Here is a 16,709-nt window from a genome sequence, read left to right as displayed (position 1 = left end):
CTTCGTCAGTCCGTCGACGCGATGGCGTCTCTGATCGCCTGCGCGTCGCGGTCGAGGAGCGACCGCTCGCGTTCCGGCGGCGTGACCTTGATGGTCCAGCCGTCTCCCGCGTAGCGAGGGATGACGTGGAGGTGGAAGTGGGGGACCGTCTGGAAGGCGACTTCGCCGTCACAGAGGAGGACGTTGATTCCCTCGCAGGGCATGGTTGAGCGTCGCAAGGCTCGTGCCATGTCATGACCGACCGACCAGACGTGAGCGCCCGTGGCTTTGTCGAGGTCTTCGAGGCCCACCGCGTGCTTGCGCGGCACGACGAGAAGATGCCCGGGCGTGACGGGGCTCAGGTCCATGAAGGCCACGACGGCCTCGTCCTCGTACACCACACTGGCCTCGGCCTGCCGGGCCGCAACGGCGCAGAAGATGCACCCCTGCGCCGCCGATGTCGCGCTCTGTGTCATGCGCGCAAGCGTTCCAGTGCATCCAGACAGGTACAACTCAGTTGTCGCCAGCGCCCGAGCTCGGCCGCACTGCCGGTTCGAGCAGCGACAACGTCCGCTGCTGCGCATCGAGGCCGACCCGGATGCCGACGGGCATCGGCAGATTCGGCCCGGCGTGCCCGAAGTCGACGTTGCCCAGCACCGGGATGTCACGGTCGCCGATCACGTCCAGGACGATCTCGGACAGCGTCGGGGACGCCTCGGGCGACTCGAGCCCGGCGATCTCCCGCGGCACACCGACGACCATGCCGGAGATCCGGTCGAGGATGCCGCAGTGCCGCAACACCTGCAGATAGCTCCACACGTACGATGCCTGACCGCCCATCTCCTCCCAGAACAACACGGCACCGTCGAACCACTCCAGCGGCACCGCGAAGCGCGTCGCCTGCACCAGCGCGATGCGGTTGATCACCCCGCCGATCAGCCGGCCCTCGGCCCGCCCGGCCCGCCAGCACTCCCACGACGAACCAGCGGGGAGCGCACCGATCGCCTCGGTATCGGTCAGCAACCGCGAATACAGATCTTCGAGTTCCGCCTGGCGCGTCGCCGGCGCGGTCTGCCAGTGCCCGCCGAAGCCAGGCACGGCCATGTCGGCGTGGAACCCGACCAGGCCCGTGCGTGCGTAGAGCACCAGATGCAGCAGGGAGATGTCGCTGTAGCCGAGGATCGGCTTCGGGTCGGCCCTGATCGCCTCGACATCGATCAGGTCGAGGTACCCGAACGCCGTCTGGCCGCCGTCATTCGCGATGATCGCACGAACCTCAGGGTCACGAAGCAGACCGTTGAGCTCCGCGGCGATCTCCGCCGGTGCCGCCGCGCTCCACCACCGCTGCCGTCCCACCCGCAGCAGCGACGCCCGACGCACGCGGAATCCCATCCGCTCGAGCACGATCACCGCCTGGTCGACGTTGCGTTCGTGCTCCGCGGGCAACGGCCCGGACAGCGAAGCGATGACGACGAGATCGCCAGGCCTCAGCGCACGAGGTCGAAGCAGCTGCGGCGATGCGGAACCGGTCACCGGCGCAGTATCCCCCCGTTCGCCTGATTGAACCGGCCCGGCCCCGCATGCGTACCTGTACCAAGGCATCGTCTGCGCATCGTGGACACAAGGGGAGAACGCCGTGACGGCTGCGAATCAGAGCGTGACAGGACCGGTCGCGACCAGGAGCGGCGACGGCTCCGCACTCGCGCATCCGCGGGTCCAGGCCATGGCAGCGTTGTGGGGGGCGGTGATCCTCAACCTGATCATCATCGAGGTGCTGTTCTTCGCCACCGACCCGGCGAAGAACGCGCTGCACGCGACCGGGAAGTTCCTCGGCCTGCACGCGGCCCTCGCCATGCTGCTGCAGCTGGTGCTCATCGCCCGGCTGCCGTGGCTCGACCGCCGGCTCGGCATGGACCGGCTGACCTCCTGGCACCGGTGGACCGGCTTCTCGCTGTTCTGGCTGGTGCTGCTGCACCCCACGTTCGTGATGCTCGGTTACGCCCAGGCGTACAACAGCACCTTCCTGCAGCAGGCGTCCAACCTCATCGGCATGGGCCCGACCATGATCGGCTTCATCGCCGTCGGCATCATCGCGGTCGCCGCCGGCGTCTCCGTGCGTCTCGCCCGCCGCAAGCTCTCCTACGAGCTCTGGCACGCCGTGCACGTGCTGCTCTACGTGGCGATCGTGCTGGCGCTGATCCACCAGATGTACGAGGCCTCCACGTTCACCGCCACCACCGGGTCCGCCGTGTACTGGTGGAGCCTCTGGGCCTTCGCCGGCCTCTCCCTGATCATCGGCCGGATCATCATCCCGCTGCGCCGCAACGCCCGGATGCGACTGCGGGTCGCCGCGGTCGTGCCCGAGGCGGACAACGTCGTCTCCGTCCACCTGACCGGCAAGGACCTCGACAAGCTGGGTGCGCGCGCCGGGCAGTTCTTCATCTGGCGGTTCGTCGGCTACAACAGCTGGTGGAAGGCCAACCCGTTCTCGCTGTCGGCGGCGCCCGGCCACAACGCGCTGCGCCTCACCGCGAAGGCCGTCGGCGAGACCAGCGCCGGGCTGCGCAACGTGCCGGTCGGGACGCGGGTCTTCGCCGAGGGGCCGTACGGCGCCTTCACCAGCATCCACAAGACCCGGGAAGGCACGGTGCTGATCGCCGGCGGGGTCGGGGTCACGCCGATCCGGTCGCTGCTCGAGGAGCTTTCCGGTCCGATTTCGGTGTTGTACCGCGTGCAGAGCCCTGCCGACGCGGTGCTGCTCGCGGAGATGGAGCAGCTCGCGCGGATGAAGGGCGCGCAGGTCCACATGCTCTCGGGCCGCACCGGCGTGGGCAACCCGCCGAACATCCCGTTCGCCCCGGAGAACCTGGTGCGCCTCGTCCCGGACATCCTGGAGCGGGACGTGTTCGTATGCGGCCCGCCGGCGATGACCGACGCGGTGCTGAAGAGCCTGCGTCAGCTCAAGGTGCCGCCGCTGCAGATCCACGCGGAGCGGTTCGCGCTGGCGAGCTGAGCCCGTCTCCTCGGCGAGGGTCGCTGACGATTGCCCGCGATGGGCCAGGTGACACCAGGACTTCCACGACGGCGCAGGCCCGGTTTCAGGCCCAGGGGTACCGGTGTGCCGCGCGGTTGTGGTCCTCGGTGAGGCGGCGGGTCAGGTCGGCGACCTTGGCCACCTGGGCAGCGGGGTACCGGACCAGCAACGGAAGCAGGGCCGCGGCGTCCAACGCGTGCCGGCACGGGGCCGGCGACCCGGTGGGCAGAGGTGCGCGGAGCACAGCTGCGAGATCGTCGGCGCGCATCGCCAGCAGCGTCGCCAGGCCCAGCACGTATCGCGGACGGTATGGCACTCGACCCACAGTGAGCATGTAGATCGTCGACTGGGACACGTACATGTCGGCGTGGGTGAGGTGAGCCAGGCACCGGACCTGGTTCGACAGGATGTTGCGGTGGGCCAGGAACCGGCCGACCAGCCCACCCACGCCGCGGAACCGATCGTGGCGGCGGTCCGTGACCCATGATCGGGTCAGGTCGGCGGTGCCGGTTGGCAGCGCGTGGATGAACGCGCGGACCTCGTCGCGGCCGGCGTCGTCGAGCTGGTGCGCATCCATGGCGATGTCGGCGAACGTCCGGGACGGGTGCGGGCGTTCGAGGGGGAGCAGGTCGGCGGGGACCGGACGGCCGGCGATCGCGAACAGGTCGGCGGCGTGCAGATGCAGCGCCGCCGCCATGTGCCGCAGCTGCCAGGCATCGGGTGTCGCGCCGGCGAGCAGCGCCGCAACCCGGTCCGTTCGGAGTCCCGCGGACCTGGCAAGGTCCGAGACGTCGAGCGACCGGTTCGCCAACAACCTGGTCAGGGCCGCCGCGAACGGCAGCGGCTCGGGCACGACGAAGCCGCGATCGGTCACGGGTCAATCATGAGGCCTCTCAGTCAGGGAGCACCGACGCGTCGAGTTGCCAGTCGTCGTCGTGGATGAGCACGCACACCGGCCGCTCCTGCGGATGGGTTGCCGACTCGTAGGCTCTGGTCACCTCCCGCGCCGCCCGGCCGTCCGGCGGCAGCAGCCGCATCACGATCCAGTAGGCCGGCCCGTCGCCGCGTTCCGCGGCCTGCCTCAGCAGTGCGAACGCCTCGGCGTCGGCGCCCTTCGCGTGCAACAACCCAGCCAGGTTCACCTGCGCGTCCAGGTCCCCCTCCGCGACGGCGGCCCGCAGGAAGTGCTCGGCGTCGTCCAACGCGCCATCGTCCCAGAGCGTCACGCCGAGCAGGTTTCGCGCACCGGGGACGTCGGACGCCACCGCCTCGCCCAGCAGCCGCAGCGCCTCCGCGTGAGACTCCGCGTCGGCAGCGGAGTACTGGCAGGTCAGAAACGCGGCCAGCCGCACCCGGGCCGGGCCATGCCCTGCCGTCACCGCCGCCCGCAACAGCGCCTCCGCCTCGGCCTCGGCCGGGCCGCCCTCATCGGCCAGCTCATCGCCGCGCCGGAACCATCGCTCTGCGTCCTCCATCCGGACATGAAAGCAGGTGTGAATGCGTGCGGTGGGTCTGACAGGATCGATCGGTGAGTGTGTTGTACGACTACTTCGTCGCCTGCTCCGATGGCGAGGCCGCGGCCATGATCGAGGACGGGCTGGACGGCGACCTGTTGCTCCTGGAACTGAAGGGACTCGACCCGCACGACCTCGTCAGCGTCGAGGCGTTGCTGACCGGTGCCGGCGACGGCACGATCTCCGAACGGGGGCACGCCCCGCGCATCGTCGCGAGCCTGCATGACAACCACAACCTGGTGCTGGCCCTCGACGACGAGCTGCGCGACGCGCTTGCCGGGGCGACGACCGGGAAACTGATCATGGTGGCGGCATCGTGGGCGCGGCTTCACGCGCTCGTCGACCAGGAGGACGTCGACGCCTTGGCGGACCTGCTCGGCCAGTTTGCCTGGCTGGCCCGGGAGGCCCGAGACGACAGCGCACACCTGTACTGCCGGGTCGGGACCTGAAGCGCGGCCCAGCACTCGCGGACCGGACCGGCAGGAAAGCAGCGCGGTGTCAGACCGCTCGAACTTCGGCGAGCCGCCTGACCGCGTAGTCGTCCTTCCAGCAGACGGCGGCCTCCCACGCGGCGGACGCTTGCGCGGCGGTGTCGTGCGCGCCGTCGTCGAGGTCGGCGGCGTTGCCGGGCAGCACGAGGTCGAGGTCGGGGACGTCGACGTGCGACTCGTCCCAGTCGATCAGTGCGACCTGGCTCGCGGTCATGCGGACGTTGCCGGGGTTGTTGGGGTTGCCGTGCACGACGCAGGTCTGCCGTCCGGTGAGCCGCGCCCACGCTGCCCGGCATCGGGCAACGCTCTCAGGGGGCATCGCGCCGAGGTCGATCCTCGTCCCGGTCTCGGCGTGCAGGAGGTCGGTCGAGGACCGCCAACCTGGGCGCTGCGGCCAGCCCTGGGTCAACCGGTGCAGCTCGCGGAGCGCGCCGGCCACGCGACGCCAGTCGGCCGGCGTCTCCGGCGGTCCGCCCTCCAGGTAGGTCATCACCACCAGACCGTCGGCGAACAGCCGGCCGTCCGCAGTCGGGATCGGCACCGGCACGGTCAAGCCTTCGCGGTCGAGGTGTCGCATGAGTCCGGTCTCCCACGCGAGATCGGCGTCGCTTCTGGTGCCGAGCCGACCGACCGCGAGCTGCCCGTTGACGCGCACGCTCCACACGTCGTTGGCGACCCCGCCGGCGAGCGGTTCGATACGAGCGGCGTCTTCACCCCATTGCCCGAGCGTCTCCCACCCCACTGGCCAAAGCTTACCGGTGCCGGACATCGCTGTTCTCGTCCTGCCGATCCGAGATCCGGGTTACCGCCATTCGCGGCGTCTGCTGTGCTTGGCGGGTGACCGCACAGGAGTCCTTCCGCGCGATGCTGCGGGAAAGCGTCGGCCCGGTGCTGCGCGAAGCGGGGTTCACCGGCACGGCGCCGACCTGGCGCCTGCTGTCCGGCCGAGGCGACTTCGCGGTGGTGCAGCTCGCGTCGTCGCGGTGGAACACGGCCGACGAGGTGCGGTTCGAGGTGAACCTGGCGTTGGTGCCGCAGCCGTGGTGGCGGTTCAGCACCCGATTCCTGCTCGACAGGGCACCGAGGACGCCCCGCTTCCACGACGGCCTGTTCGACAAGCAGTGCCACCCGGAACGTAGATGTGCCGGCCGGCGGCACCCGGTCCTCGGGCGCGATGGTTGGGTGGTCCGGGACGCCGCCTCAGCCGACGTGTGCGCCGAGGTGCTGCGCGCCGAGCTGACCACCGTCGTGATCCCGGAACTCGTCGCCCTCCAGCACCGCGGGACGCTCATCGCCACGCTTCGTGCCGAGGCCCAGGACTGGGGCGTCGCCGTGTGGCACCGCCTTCCCCGCAAGGTCGCCATCGCATTGCTCATGCTCGACGAGGGCCCGGGCCCGGAGCTCGCCGAGGCGATCAACATCGTCCGCAGCCTGCCCGCCGATCGAGTCGCGGCCCGCGACGCGCTGCTGGACCTCCTGATCCGTGCCCAGACGCAGGCCTCCACCATCATTCCGTGACGCCTTGGTATACACGTACGACGATTCATGGAAGGACGGGGACCGCCGTGGGTTACGAGACCAAGTTCACCGGCCAGGTGACGATCACGCCTGCGCTGAAACGGCACGAGGTCGAATACCTGCTGGCGTTCGCCGAGACCAGGCACGAGCCCCGGTCCACCGGCCCCTACGCCCTCGGGTACGGCGACGAGATCGAGGGCACCGGGGATCCGGACCCGGGCAAGCCCGGATACTGGTGCTGGTGGGCACCGACCGCCGACGGCACCGCGATCGCCTGGAACGGGAACGAGAAGTTCTACGAGGCCGATCTCTGGATGGGGTACCTGGTGCACACGTTCCTGCAGCCGGGCGCCACCGTCGCGCGGGAGCGGGTCGAGCCCGTGGCGGGCCGGGTGTATCCACCCGCGCTGGACAGGTTCACCTTCGACCACGTCGTCGACGGCGTCATCGAGGCCAGGGGCGAGTGGCCCGACGATCGGTGGCGCATCGAGGTGCGCGCCAACGCTGTCCACGTGGTCCGGCTGCTGACCGAACCGGACCACGCCGAGTACCCTCGCACCCACCGCGACGACTGGACCGACGAGCAGCGGGCCGACTTCGCCGCGCGGACCCGGCACAATTTCGTGTACCTGGTGCGGGACGGGCGGTTGCAGGAGGTGGGTCCAGCGGACGGGACGTCGTTCGACCCGATCCCGGCCGAGGTGGTCTGAGCGCGGCCGGGATGTCGCAGGACTGACCTCGCGGTCTGCTCGCGCAGTGCCCTGGTGGAGCTCGTCGCGGTGCTACCGGGAACGGGGCTCGAACACCGCTCGCCACGACGAGCCGGCGCACCAGGTAGAGCGCGAGCCGTAGTGACGAGGGTTGGCAATGTGCTGGCCGACCCGGCAGCATATCGGCGTGCCTGAGCTATCCACTGCGGTGCACGCGGCCGACGCCGAGGCCGCTGCCGGCAACCTCGCGGGCGCCCGCGATCTGCTCGTCGACGCGGTCGACGCCGCGCGCGCCACGCTCGGACCCGACGACCTCGAGGTGCTGGCCGCGCAGGCCCGGCTGGCCGCCGTGCTCCGCGAGCTTGGCGCGCTCCCCGAAGCCCGGCGGGTGCTGGAGTCGATGCTGGAGGCCGGCTGCCGCACCCACGGCGCCAACCATCCGCAGTTGCTGCTGGCGACCCACGAGCTGGCGGTGCTCGCGCACGAACTGGGCAACTTCTACGAGGCCGGCCGCAACTTCCAGCTGCTCAGCCAGCACGGGCCGGCTGCGCTCGGCGCGGACCACCACCACGTCCTCGCCGCGCGGCGGTACCTCGGCGAAGACGTTCCCGGCGAGATCGACGCGCCACCACCACTGCCGTTGCCGCCCGTGGGCCCGCCGCCCGGCGAGCCGATCCTGGCCGGCCGGGAAAGGCGGTGGTTGCCGGCCGCCCTGGCGGTCGCGAGCATGGCCCTGGTCGCGTTGATGGCCACGCTGGTCGCCGTCTGGGCGATCCCGCAGCGCGATCCCCGGCCGGACCCGCCGTCGCTGGCCGCACCGGCGGGCCCGATCCCGTCCGCCGACGCCCCGTCGACGAGTTCGAGCGCATCGGTGCCGCCGTCGGGCACCGCGACCGGTCCGGGTCTCCCCGTTCCCGGCGGCACCCGGACGCCGCCGCGGAGCACACCGAGCACGACGGCGCCGGCGGCGATCGCCGGCCGTTACGTGATCCACGTCGCGCACACCGGGCTGTGTCTCGGCGAGGGGCCGGAGCTGTTCGTGAACTCCGGACGCACGGTGCTCGGCCAGCACACCTGCGGCTCGTCGCTGCCGCAGTTCACCATCGAACCGGTCGCCTCCAACGTCTACCGGATCCTGGTCGCCGGTCGCGACGGCACCGGCTGCGCCGACGTCGACTACCAGGGGACGGAGGAAGGTCTGCTGCTCGCCGCACAGACCTGCACCGGAGCCGCCGACCAGCGGTTCACGCTCGAACCGGTGACCACCCCGGCCGCCGGGTACCGGCTGCGGTCGGTGGCCGGCAGCAAATTCTGTATCGGTGTGCTCGAACAGAAACAGGAGCGCGGCGTCCAGATCATGCAGGACACCTGCCGGGGCAGCAAGGCCGAGGTGTTCACCCTGGAGCGTCGCTGAGCACGTCCCGGACCCGCTTGCACTCCTTGGACCGGGCATGCGGCGACTGCCGGACGTTGTTGCACTATCGGCGGCACACGAAGGGTGACGATCATCTGCGCGTCACGGGGCCGCACCACGACGCTGGTCGGACTGCATCCTCGGTAGCCGGCGAGCCCGCGCTCGTCATTCGTCAGCGGGGCTCTCCGATGGTCCACCGGAACGATGCCGCCGCGTGGGTCGCGCCTTCGCGGAGGTAGAAGCGATGCGCCTCGGCCCGCGCGACGCCGGACTCCAGGAAGACGTAGTCGGCGCCGTGTTCCTGCGCCCACGCCCTGGCGGCCGTCAGCAGGCGTGCTCCGACGCCTTGGGAGCGCCATCCGGGGTGCACGGCGAGGTCCTCGATCGAGGCTCGACGCCCGAAACGCACGGAGATGATGTCGAGGTAGACGCTCACCACGCCGACCACCTGGTCCTCGTGCGAGCGGGCGGCGAACAGTGCCACGTGCTCGTCGGCGAGGATCTGCGCGGTACGTTGGACGGCCCGGTCGTGGTCCCAGCCCGGTGGACGACTACCGGGCGGTTCGAAGAGCCACTGCAACCCGCTCACGAACTCCGCCTCGGCGCCTGGTCGGAGCCGCCGTACCTCAATGCCCATCAGACGATCATCCACCGGCTTGATGAGATCGGCGATGCGAATCAGGCGCCGCCGACGATCTGGACACCACGGTCAGCCTGGCCGGCCAGGCCTGCTCCGAGACGCGTAGTCGGCCCTTCATCCGGTTGCCACGCCGGTCTGCGTCTCGAGATCGGCCAGGAACCTTTCGGCGCGGCGGGCGAAGAGGTGGGCCCCCCGTTCGCCGGATCGGACCCGGGCTTCGTCGGCGGCGGCTCGCACGACGTCGACGGGTTCGCCGCGGGCGTGCAGCAGGCGCGCGCGCAGCAACAGCAGGAGTCCTTCGGCATAGCGCTGGCCGTGGGCCTTGATGGCCTGGTCGGCCTGGTCGAGGGCGGTCGCGGCCTTGTCGGGTGTCTCGGCTGCCAGCCACATCTCGGCGACCAGTCCGTACCAGTAGGCGAGGCCCCATCGTGGCGGGTCACGCAAGGTCGCGGCCAGGAGATCCTCGGCCTTGGCCGCGTTGCCGGCCGGGTCGTCGCCGGTGAGGGCGCGGGCCCAGTACCAGTCCAGCCGTATGTAGGTTTCCTGCGCGACGCCGGGAAGGTCGGCGTCGGCCGCGACCCACCGCTCGGTCGCGTGCATCGCCCAGGCCGCGTCGCCGGCCATCGAGGCGGCCATGGTCTGGTAGCGGGTCCAGCCCGACATCTCGAAAGTGTCTCCCTCGGCCTGGTACACCGTGCCGAGCAGGGACCGCGCCGTCTCGACATCGCCCTGCAGCGCGGTGATCACGGCCAGATAGCCGAACCACTCGTCCGGGATCCGCCAACGTCCGAGGTCGTGGCGACGTCGAATCGGGGCACCCCCGACCTGGCCGGCGAGGTGGTACAGACTTTCCTGAGCCGGCCCTGGGTGCGGGTCGGCCGAGTTCGCGAGCAGCGAGGCAACGCCGTCCACCGTGGTGCGGCCTAGCCAGCTGAAACACTGGTACGCCGCGCCGATGTCGCCGATGTCCCAATTGTACAGGCCCCAGGCCTGCCGGCCGTACGCCTGGATGATCGGGTCCGCGGACGCCTGGCCTTGCTCATGCAGCCGGCGAGCCCACATCCCACGGTCTTTCCCGGTGTTGACGTAGGCCCCGGTCATTCGAAAGAAGAGGAACTCGGCGGCGGCCGTCTCGCGGCCGAGTCTGCCGGCGAGATATGCGCCCCGTTCCAGCAGATCGAACGACGAGCCGCCCATTCCCGGGGGCTCGACGGCGAGGAGGTTGAGCAGCGACAGGACGGACAGTTCCAGCTCCAGCAGCCCCGCCGTCCGGGCGATCTGGACGGCCGATTCCAGGTTCCGATAGGCGGCTGCGAACGCGAGCTTGGTCGCCGCGCGGCGACCGGCGCGCGCCAGTGCCTTCGCGGTGCGACCCGGGTCGGCGAGGGGGCCGGCGCCCCGCAGGTGGTAGGCGAGGCGTTCGGCGACGGACTCGTCGTCCGCATGAATGTGTTCGAGGGCGTCGGCGACGCGCAGATGCAGCTGGACGGCCTGCTGCCGCGCAGTGGTCTCGGTGACCGACTCGCGGACCAGGTCGTGCGCGAAGCGCCACGAGAACGGGTCGTCCGGCTTGGTCTCCAGGAGACCGAGTGCTTGCAGCGGTTCGAGGCGTTCGAGGCAGTCCGCGATGTCGACGCCGATCGCGCGGGCGAGCAGGTCGAGGTCCACGTCGCGGCCGATGACCGCGGCGATGCGCAGCAGGCCGTGAGCGCTGTCGTCGAGACCGGTCATCCGATCGCGGACGACGTCTCGCACGGTGGCCGGCACTCCGGTCCGTGTTGATGCGCCGCCGTCGCCGAGCGAGCCGCCGTCGCTGAGCAGCCGGGACAGCTCCTGGACGAAGAACGGGTTGCCGGCGGTGCGGACATGGATGTCGCGGGCGACCTCGGCACCGGGATCGTGGCCGGTCTCGCGGCGGATGAGCTCGGTCACGTCGGTCAAGCCGAGCGGGCCGAGCCGGATCCTGCGGTGGCCGGGCTGCCGGCTGGCCTCAGCCAGCACCCGCGACAGGCCGGAGCCGGGTGTGGGCGCGCGATCGCGCAGCGCACCGATGATCACCGTGCCGGCGGGTAAGCGGCCCGCCAGGTGGCCGAACAGCTGGAGCGAGGCGGCGTCGGCCCACTGCAGGTCATCGACGATCAGCAGCATGGGCCGTGGCGCCGAGGCCTGCCCGACGACGGTGACGACCTGCTCGAACAGTCGGAACTGCGCACCGCTGTCGAGAATCGCCGGCGCGGCCGCATAATCGTCGTCTCGCGATTCGAGGAGGCCGCCGACCTCACTGGCGAGCCACTTCTCCCGCAACGGCGCGGGCAGGCTGTCGAGAATCGGGCGGAGCGTCTGTTCCCAGGGCCACATCGACGGTGTTCCGTCGCCTTCCAGACACGAACCCCACACGACCAGCGCGCCACGCTGACTCGCTTCGGCGGCGATCTCTCGCACCAGGCGGGTCTTGCCCACGCCCGGCTCGCCTTCGACGATGCGGAGCGCTGGGCTGCCGCTGAATGCCATCTCGACGGCTTGCCGCAGTAGGGCGAGTTCCTCGGCCCGGCCGACCAGCCCAGCTGCCGTTCGCGCCGACGCGCCGTCACCCCAGCCGTCCGTACGCGCCACGAGCGGCGACGCCGAGGGCTGCGACAGCACTCGCAGGTGCGCGGCTTGCAGCTCCGGGCCAGGATCGATACCGAGCTCGTCGGCAAGGCGGGCGCGGACCTCGCGGAACAGCGACAGCGCCTCCGCCTGACGTCCCGCCGCCCCGAGGGTGGAGATGAGGCTGGCCTGGACGGGTTCGTGGAACGGCGCCATCGATGCGGCCATCTGCAACGCCGCCAGCACCCGTGCCGGTCGGCGCAGCGACACGGCCAGTCCGGCCGCTGCAGTGCACGCGGCGTAGAACTCATCGTCGATGGCGGCGAAGATCGGCAGCGCGGTTGACCTGTGCGTGAACCCGTCGCCCGCACGGCCCCGCCAGACGCCGAGCGATTCGACATAGCGATCGAGCGCCGTTTCAAGGCGTTGCTGTGCGAGGGCTTCCTTGGCCGTCTCGACGAGTTCCCGGAAGGTGACGAGATCCAGGGTGCCGGGGGCTGCGGTGAACAGGTAGGCGTTTCCGCGGCGGTGCAGGTAGGAACCGTGTGTACGGGCGGGGACCGCGGGTTCGAGCAGCCGGCGCAGCGCGCCGACGTACTTATGGATGACGTTGAGCGCACTGCTGGGGGCCTCGTCGTCCCAGATCAGGTCCATCAGCTCGCTGGTGCTGACCGGCCTGCCCACCCGGGCCAGGAGCAAGGCCAGCAGATAGGCCTGTTGCCGTGGGCCGGCATCCACTTCGACACCGTCGCACCACACCCGCAACGGACCAAGGACCTGAAGGCGCACGAGAGTGCTACCGACCGGCCGATCTTCGTTGCCCGGCCGGCTGGGATGAACGGGCAGGGCCACGCCGACTCCCGGGTGACACAACAGATCGCCAGCTGAAAACCGTCAAGATCGTACTCCAGCAGCGCGGAACCTGCCAGGTCCACAGTCGCTGTCGCTTGCGTCGTCATTCCACGATCTGGTCGGCAGGTCGTGACCTTGCGGCGGTCGGGCGAAGGCAGCAATTGCCGCAGTCGGCCCCGACCCGAGGCGCAGCCAGCCGTGCTGAGGACATAGCGCCTGCGGCCCGGACGGAATCGGCGCGTTTGGATGAGACCGGTAGCGTACGGGCCAACGGGATCGGGCGACGGGGCGGACGATGAGTGATGTACCGGACCTACCGAGCGATGAGCTTGCGGCCTTCGTCGCGGCGGTGATCCCGGTGCTCACCCAGTGGGTTCCCGTCACGCCCGCCCGGACGTTGGGGCGGCTGGGCGCGCCGGACGAGGCGGATCTGCCCTCTCCAGGCGTGCAGGTCGTCCGCGGTACGGCCGACAGCGAGCCCGCGTGCCTGACCGCGCTGCGAGCGCTGGGACCCTTACTGGTGGAGCGTTTGCTCGGCGCGCTGGAGCTCGTCGTCGCCGGTCACGATTGGAGCGGCGCGCCGAGCCTCGTAGCGGATCTGCCGGGTCTTGCGCCGGGTGGGTACGCGTGGGTGGCAACTGGCGGGCATGACAGCGAGGCGACGTCCGCCGCCGCGCTGTTGGAGCGGCTGCATCCAGGACTGGCCGACCGCACGGTTGCCCTGGCAACAGGGATCGCGGCACACCCGGCGGTCACGCGGTTGCTCACGATCCCGCCGGCCGTGACGGACGAGCCCGCGATCGCTGCCCGCCACGGCGCCGCCCATCTCGCCCTGGCTGTGGCGGTTGCCGGTGCCGTGGTCGATCAGGCGGCCCCACCGGTGGTCGTGGAGCGTGCCGCTGCCATCGTCGGCCTCGGGGCTGGTGCGGCGGCACTGCTGCTACGGGACGGTTCCATGCCGCCGGCCTACGCGGCGGCGCTGCTCGCCAAGGTCCGCGCGGAATACCTCCTGCCGCGCGGCATGTACGGCTCGGTCGGCGTGGCCGGGAACCGGTTCGGGTTGACTGAACACGGGGTCGTCGGGCAATCCGACTTCGCCGGTAACGGGTTGGTGGCCGTGACCGACGGCGGCGCCGTGATCCGGACCGGAGTCGCGCAGGGCTCGGTGCACGTCGAGCTGGCCGTGCTCGCGCAGGCACCGGCCGAGGTCGAGTCAGGGTGGGAGGAGATCGTCGAGGTCAGCTGGCCCGCGGCCGAGGGCCGCGCGTCGGTGATCGCGCCGGACGGCACGAGCAGTCCGAGGCTGCGCCGGCAGACCCCGCCGTGGCCCGGCGACTACCGGGTGCGGGTGCACGCCCGTGGCCGCGATGACCTCGACACCGAATCCGAGCGCTACAAGCTCATCGTCTGGGCGGCGCCGGCTGCGGCGGAAACCGTGCACAAGCGCACCGACCGGCTCGGCCACCGGATGCGCGGCGAGCCCGAGCCGGTCCGGCCGCCGCGCCCCGAACACGCCTACCGGTGGGTGCGTCGCAGCCCGCTGTCGGTGGCGGCGACGGTCACGGTTGTCATCGGCGCAACGCTGGAACAGGTGCTGCGTGCTTTCGGCGCCGATCCGAACCGACCCGAACCGATCGACGGCATACGGCGCGATCTGTCGTCGCCCGGCGCCACCGAAACGTGGGTCACCGCGCTGGACACGGGCGACGCGGTCCTGGTCGTTGAGGACAACGGCTACCGCGGCTCGAATGCGGCGGTGCTGTGCGCCGCGTCAGTCTCTGGCCGTGCGGCCAGCATGTTCTGGAACGTCAACGCGGTAACCCGGCTCTCCTTCGCCGACGGCGGCCAACTGCTCGCCTCGTTCGAACCCTGGGGACGTGACGAGGCGGTCCCGCCGCGGGTCGCCGCAGCTCTCGCCGGGCTCGACTTCGCCGAACCCGGCGACCGAACGGAGAAGGGATTGGTGGCGGTCGAGCGGTTCACCGGCGGTGGCATCACCACGGACGACGTCGCCCAGATTTTCGAGACCGGCATCGGTTTCCGCGTCCCGCGCGCGCTGTCACGGTCGGCCCGCTTCAACTCCCAGGGGAACCGCACCGACGCACCACCTTCGGCGCCTCAGGAAGCTGGGCGACCCGACGTGCGGTGAGGGTGCGTAGCGCTCGCCGCACGGCAGCAGCGGATGCGGCACCCCTCTCGTTGGTCGCGCATCCGGGCCCGGAATGTCATCAGCGGTTCGGCCCGCGGAGCACACTGTGGCGGTGGTCGACGATTCGGTTCCGCCTTCCGGCACGGGCACGCCCGGTTCGGTGGACCGACTCGCCGCAGCGAGACCGTCGCCAGCGAGCCGTTGCGCGCGGTCGGTGCCAGATGTGCGTGTCGGTTTCGGTACCGGCGGCCGTTGAGCCGGTAGTGGGGTCACGCCTCTTCGGTTTCTCGCAGGTGCTCGGCGAGTTCGGGAACGGTCGTGAGCACAAGGGGGTCGACGCTCGCGCGGATCAGGTCCGCCTCCTCGTCTCCCCGCTGACCCTCCAGAATGACGACGACGAACGTGGCCGGGAGTGAGCTGTGGATGCCGCCCAGACGTGCGGTCGTGGTCATCGCCTTGCAGACCCGGGCCATGGCGGCGTCATGAGCCGTCCAGAGCGACTCCAGCGCCAGGTCACGTTCGGCATCATCGGTGGCGGGGGCCAGGTACTCCTCGGTGAGGCGCTGGTACCACGGCCGCATCGCATCGCTCGCGGCGTCCAGCACGTCCCACCGCCACTCCGGCGGCGTGAACCGCGTCGAGTATCCGTCGTTGTGGTGCACGGCCGTCTCGGAGTTGGCGGCCAGCGCGGGCGGGAGGATCACGGTGCCGTCGGCGTAGAAGAGGTGGAACGCCGCGGCGTACAACCGCTCGCCCGGACAGGCCGTGGCCAGACCAGCGAGGGCATGGCATCCGCTGTCGTGCCACGCCGCCTCGAAGGCCTGCCAAACCACCACCGCACGGTACCTCGCCGGAGCCGGCGGCGTGCGGCACCGGCGTCGATCGCCATTGACGACGGCGTGAATCCGGCGGATCCGGATCCAAGATCGCCGACCGAGGATCGGCGGCGTGGTCATCGACGTCTCAGGTACCGTGCGGGTTCATATCACAGTCGCTGCCTGCACTTCTGCACGCTCCCGCCGCTACGACCCTCACCGATCCCATCCGACGACCGAGCACTCATCGAGTGTTCGGATGGACCGATCCGTGCAGTTCGGTCAGCGAGCCGCCGCCGACCGAAGTTTCGATCGCCGGCTACGGCCGCTACCTTTCTGCTGAGCGCCCAACGGAGAGGCAACGAAGTGAACCTTCTCAAGGCCAGCCAGGATGCCTGCGCCGCGGCGCTGCGAAAGTACGGCTTCACGGCGAAGCTTCGCGGCATCCTCCTCCAGCCTCGTGCGGACGACGCGGTAACAGGTTGGCTCGGTCTCAGGCGCGAAACGTCCGGCCTGCCGGCCGAAGTCCAAGTCAACCCGGTCGTCGGCGTTCGCCACATCCCTGTGGAGAAGGCGTTCATCGAGCTGCTCAGAGGCACCGCACCGATCCCCACTCTTTCGCAACCCTTGGAAAATCTCGTATCTCGGAGGACCGTCGCACAATGGAGGTTTCGCGCAGGAACGGATCTCAACGCGACAGCGGAGCGCCTCGCCCGGAATGTGCGCGACCACGGACTGCCATTCATTGATCGCTGGGCCGACTGGCGCGTGCTCTCCAGGGACATTGAACAATCCGGTCTGCTTACCGATAACGACCGCTGGTTCCTGCTCCCCATTGTTGCGGCCTTGGATGGAAACCATTCCAGAGCTAGGCAACTGATAGATGAAAGGCTGGCGCGTGAGGCCGGCAGGACCGACGCGTACGCCGCGGCATACTGGGAGTTCGCCGCCAAGTTTTCGACCTGGACTTCAACTCTGTAGATTGCCGCCGGGACCCCATAAGG

Annotated in this window: 15 protein-coding genes; 7 read left to right on the top strand and 8 right to left on the bottom strand. The window is 70.3% G+C overall.

The window, feature by feature from the left end; genetic code table 11:
* Positions 1-5 precede the first annotated feature (5 nt).
* On the bottom strand, positions 6-455 hold the full coding sequence (locus tag Dsi01nite_RS09005) for an HIT family protein (protein WP_203845590.1): 450 nt from the start codon (positions 453-455) through the stop codon (positions 6-8).
* Positions 456-492: 37 nt separating this feature from the next.
* Positions 493-1,512, bottom strand: a complete 1,020-nt coding sequence (locus Dsi01nite_RS09000) for a S66 peptidase family protein (RefSeq protein WP_203845589.1) — start codon at positions 1,510-1,512, stop codon at positions 493-495.
* A gap of 103 nt (positions 1,513-1,615) precedes the next feature.
* Between Dsi01nite_RS09000 and Dsi01nite_RS08995 the strand changes: the two genes are divergently transcribed.
* Positions 1,616-2,992, top strand: coding sequence for a ferredoxin reductase family protein (locus Dsi01nite_RS08995; protein WP_239135786.1), 1,377 nt, complete (start codon positions 1,616-1,618; stop codon positions 2,990-2,992).
* 85 nt (positions 2,993-3,077) lie between these two features.
* Here the strand turns inward: Dsi01nite_RS08995 and Dsi01nite_RS08990 are convergent, their stop codons facing one another.
* The gene (locus Dsi01nite_RS08990; protein ID WP_203845588.1) at positions 3,078-3,887 is read right to left on the bottom strand and encodes a hypothetical protein; all 810 of its coding nucleotides are present in this window, start codon (positions 3,885-3,887) and stop codon (positions 3,078-3,080) included.
* A gap of 19 nt (positions 3,888-3,906) precedes the next feature.
* Positions 3,907-4,488 carry a tetratricopeptide repeat protein gene (locus tag Dsi01nite_RS08985; protein ID WP_203845587.1) on the bottom strand — a complete coding sequence of 194 codons (582 nt, stop codon included), beginning with the start codon at positions 4,486-4,488 and terminating at the stop codon, positions 3,907-3,909.
* A gap of 53 nt (positions 4,489-4,541) precedes the next feature.
* Here Dsi01nite_RS08985 and Dsi01nite_RS08980 point away from each other — a divergent pair, with 53 nt between their 5' ends.
* Positions 4,542-4,976, top strand: coding sequence for a hypothetical protein (locus Dsi01nite_RS08980; protein ID WP_203845586.1), 435 nt, complete (start codon positions 4,542-4,544; stop codon positions 4,974-4,976).
* Between the two features lie 49 nt (positions 4,977-5,025).
* Here Dsi01nite_RS08980 and Dsi01nite_RS08975 read toward each other — a convergent pair whose 3' ends face one another.
* Positions 5,026-5,760 (bottom strand): phosphotransferase enzyme family protein, encoded by a 735-nt coding sequence (locus Dsi01nite_RS08975; protein ID WP_203845585.1) that lies wholly within the window; start codon positions 5,758-5,760, stop codon positions 5,026-5,028.
* 95 nt (positions 5,761-5,855) lie between these two features.
* On the opposite strand from Dsi01nite_RS08975, the gene Dsi01nite_RS08970 reads away from it, so the two are divergent.
* The 3 genes from Dsi01nite_RS08970 (at position 5,856) to Dsi01nite_RS08960 (ending at position 8,660) form a co-directional block, all read left to right on the top strand.
* Positions 5,856-6,536: a DUF4304 domain-containing protein gene (locus tag Dsi01nite_RS08970; protein ID WP_203845584.1), complete on the top strand. Its 681-nt coding sequence runs from the start codon at positions 5,856-5,858 to the stop codon at positions 6,534-6,536.
* A 47-nt stretch (positions 6,537-6,583) separates the two neighbouring features.
* The gene (locus tag Dsi01nite_RS08965) at positions 6,584-7,246 is read left to right on the top strand and encodes a hypothetical protein (protein WP_203845583.1); all 663 of its coding nucleotides are present in this window, start codon (positions 6,584-6,586) and stop codon (positions 7,244-7,246) included.
* 187 nt (positions 7,247-7,433) lie between these two features.
* Complete coding sequence (locus tag Dsi01nite_RS08960; protein WP_203845582.1) at positions 7,434-8,660, top strand: RICIN domain-containing protein; 1,227 nt, start codon at positions 7,434-7,436, stop codon at positions 8,658-8,660.
* Positions 8,661-8,832: 172 nt separating this feature from the next.
* On the opposite strand, the gene Dsi01nite_RS08955 is transcribed toward Dsi01nite_RS08960, so the two are convergent.
* Both Dsi01nite_RS08955 and Dsi01nite_RS08950 read right to left on the bottom strand, forming a co-directional pair.
* A complete protein-coding gene (locus Dsi01nite_RS08955) occupies positions 8,833-9,297 on the bottom strand; it encodes a GNAT family N-acetyltransferase (RefSeq protein WP_203845581.1) in 465 nt (154 codons plus the stop codon).
* Between the two features lie 117 nt (positions 9,298-9,414).
* The gene (locus Dsi01nite_RS08950) at positions 9,415-12,741 is read right to left on the bottom strand and encodes an AAA family ATPase (RefSeq protein ID WP_239135785.1); all 3,327 of its coding nucleotides are present in this window, start codon (positions 12,739-12,741) and stop codon (positions 9,415-9,417) included.
* 295 nt (positions 12,742-13,036) lie between these two features.
* On the opposite strand from Dsi01nite_RS08950, the gene Dsi01nite_RS08945 reads away from it, so the two are divergent.
* On the top strand, positions 13,037-14,890 hold the full coding sequence (locus tag Dsi01nite_RS08945) for a DUF6461 domain-containing protein (RefSeq protein WP_203845580.1): 1,854 nt from the start codon (positions 13,037-13,039) through the stop codon (positions 14,888-14,890).
* Between the two features lie 269 nt (positions 14,891-15,159).
* Here the strand turns inward: Dsi01nite_RS08945 and Dsi01nite_RS08940 are convergent, their stop codons facing one another.
* Positions 15,160-15,846 carry a DUF4303 domain-containing protein gene (locus tag Dsi01nite_RS08940; RefSeq protein WP_203845579.1) on the bottom strand — a complete coding sequence of 229 codons (687 nt, stop codon included), beginning with the start codon at positions 15,844-15,846 and terminating at the stop codon, positions 15,160-15,162.
* 225 nt (positions 15,847-16,071) lie between these two features.
* Here Dsi01nite_RS08940 and Dsi01nite_RS08935 point away from each other — a divergent pair, with 225 nt between their 5' ends.
* Entirely contained in the window at positions 16,072-16,686 is a 615-nt protein-coding gene (locus Dsi01nite_RS08935; RefSeq protein WP_203845578.1) for a hypothetical protein, read from the top strand.
* Positions 16,687-16,709: the final 23 nt, after the last annotated feature.

Source organism: Dactylosporangium siamense, from assembly GCF_016862795.1.
GTDB lineage: Bacteria > Actinomycetota > Actinomycetes > Mycobacteriales > Micromonosporaceae > Dactylosporangium > Dactylosporangium siamense.
This window is presented reverse-complemented; position numbering and strand designations above follow the sequence as displayed.

Coding starts and splice junctions, on each gene's coding strand:
- Dsi01nite_RS09005 (WP_203845590.1), bottom strand. CDS start 455: ATGACACAGAGCGCGACATCGGCGGCGCAGGGGTGCATCTTCTGCGCC.
- Dsi01nite_RS08985 (WP_203845587.1), bottom strand. CDS start 4,488: ATGGAGGACGCAGAGCGATGGTTCCGGCGCGGCGATGAGCTGGCCGAT.
- Dsi01nite_RS08955 (WP_203845581.1), bottom strand. CDS start 9,297: ATGGGCATTGAGGTACGGCGGCTCCGACCAGGCGCCGAGGCGGAGTTC.
- Dsi01nite_RS08945 (WP_203845580.1), top strand. CDS start 13,037: ATGAGTGATGTACCGGACCTACCGAGCGATGAGCTTGCGGCCTTCGTC.
- Dsi01nite_RS08940 (WP_203845579.1), bottom strand. CDS start 15,846: ATGACCACGCCGCCGATCCTCGGTCGGCGATCTTGGATCCGGATCCGC.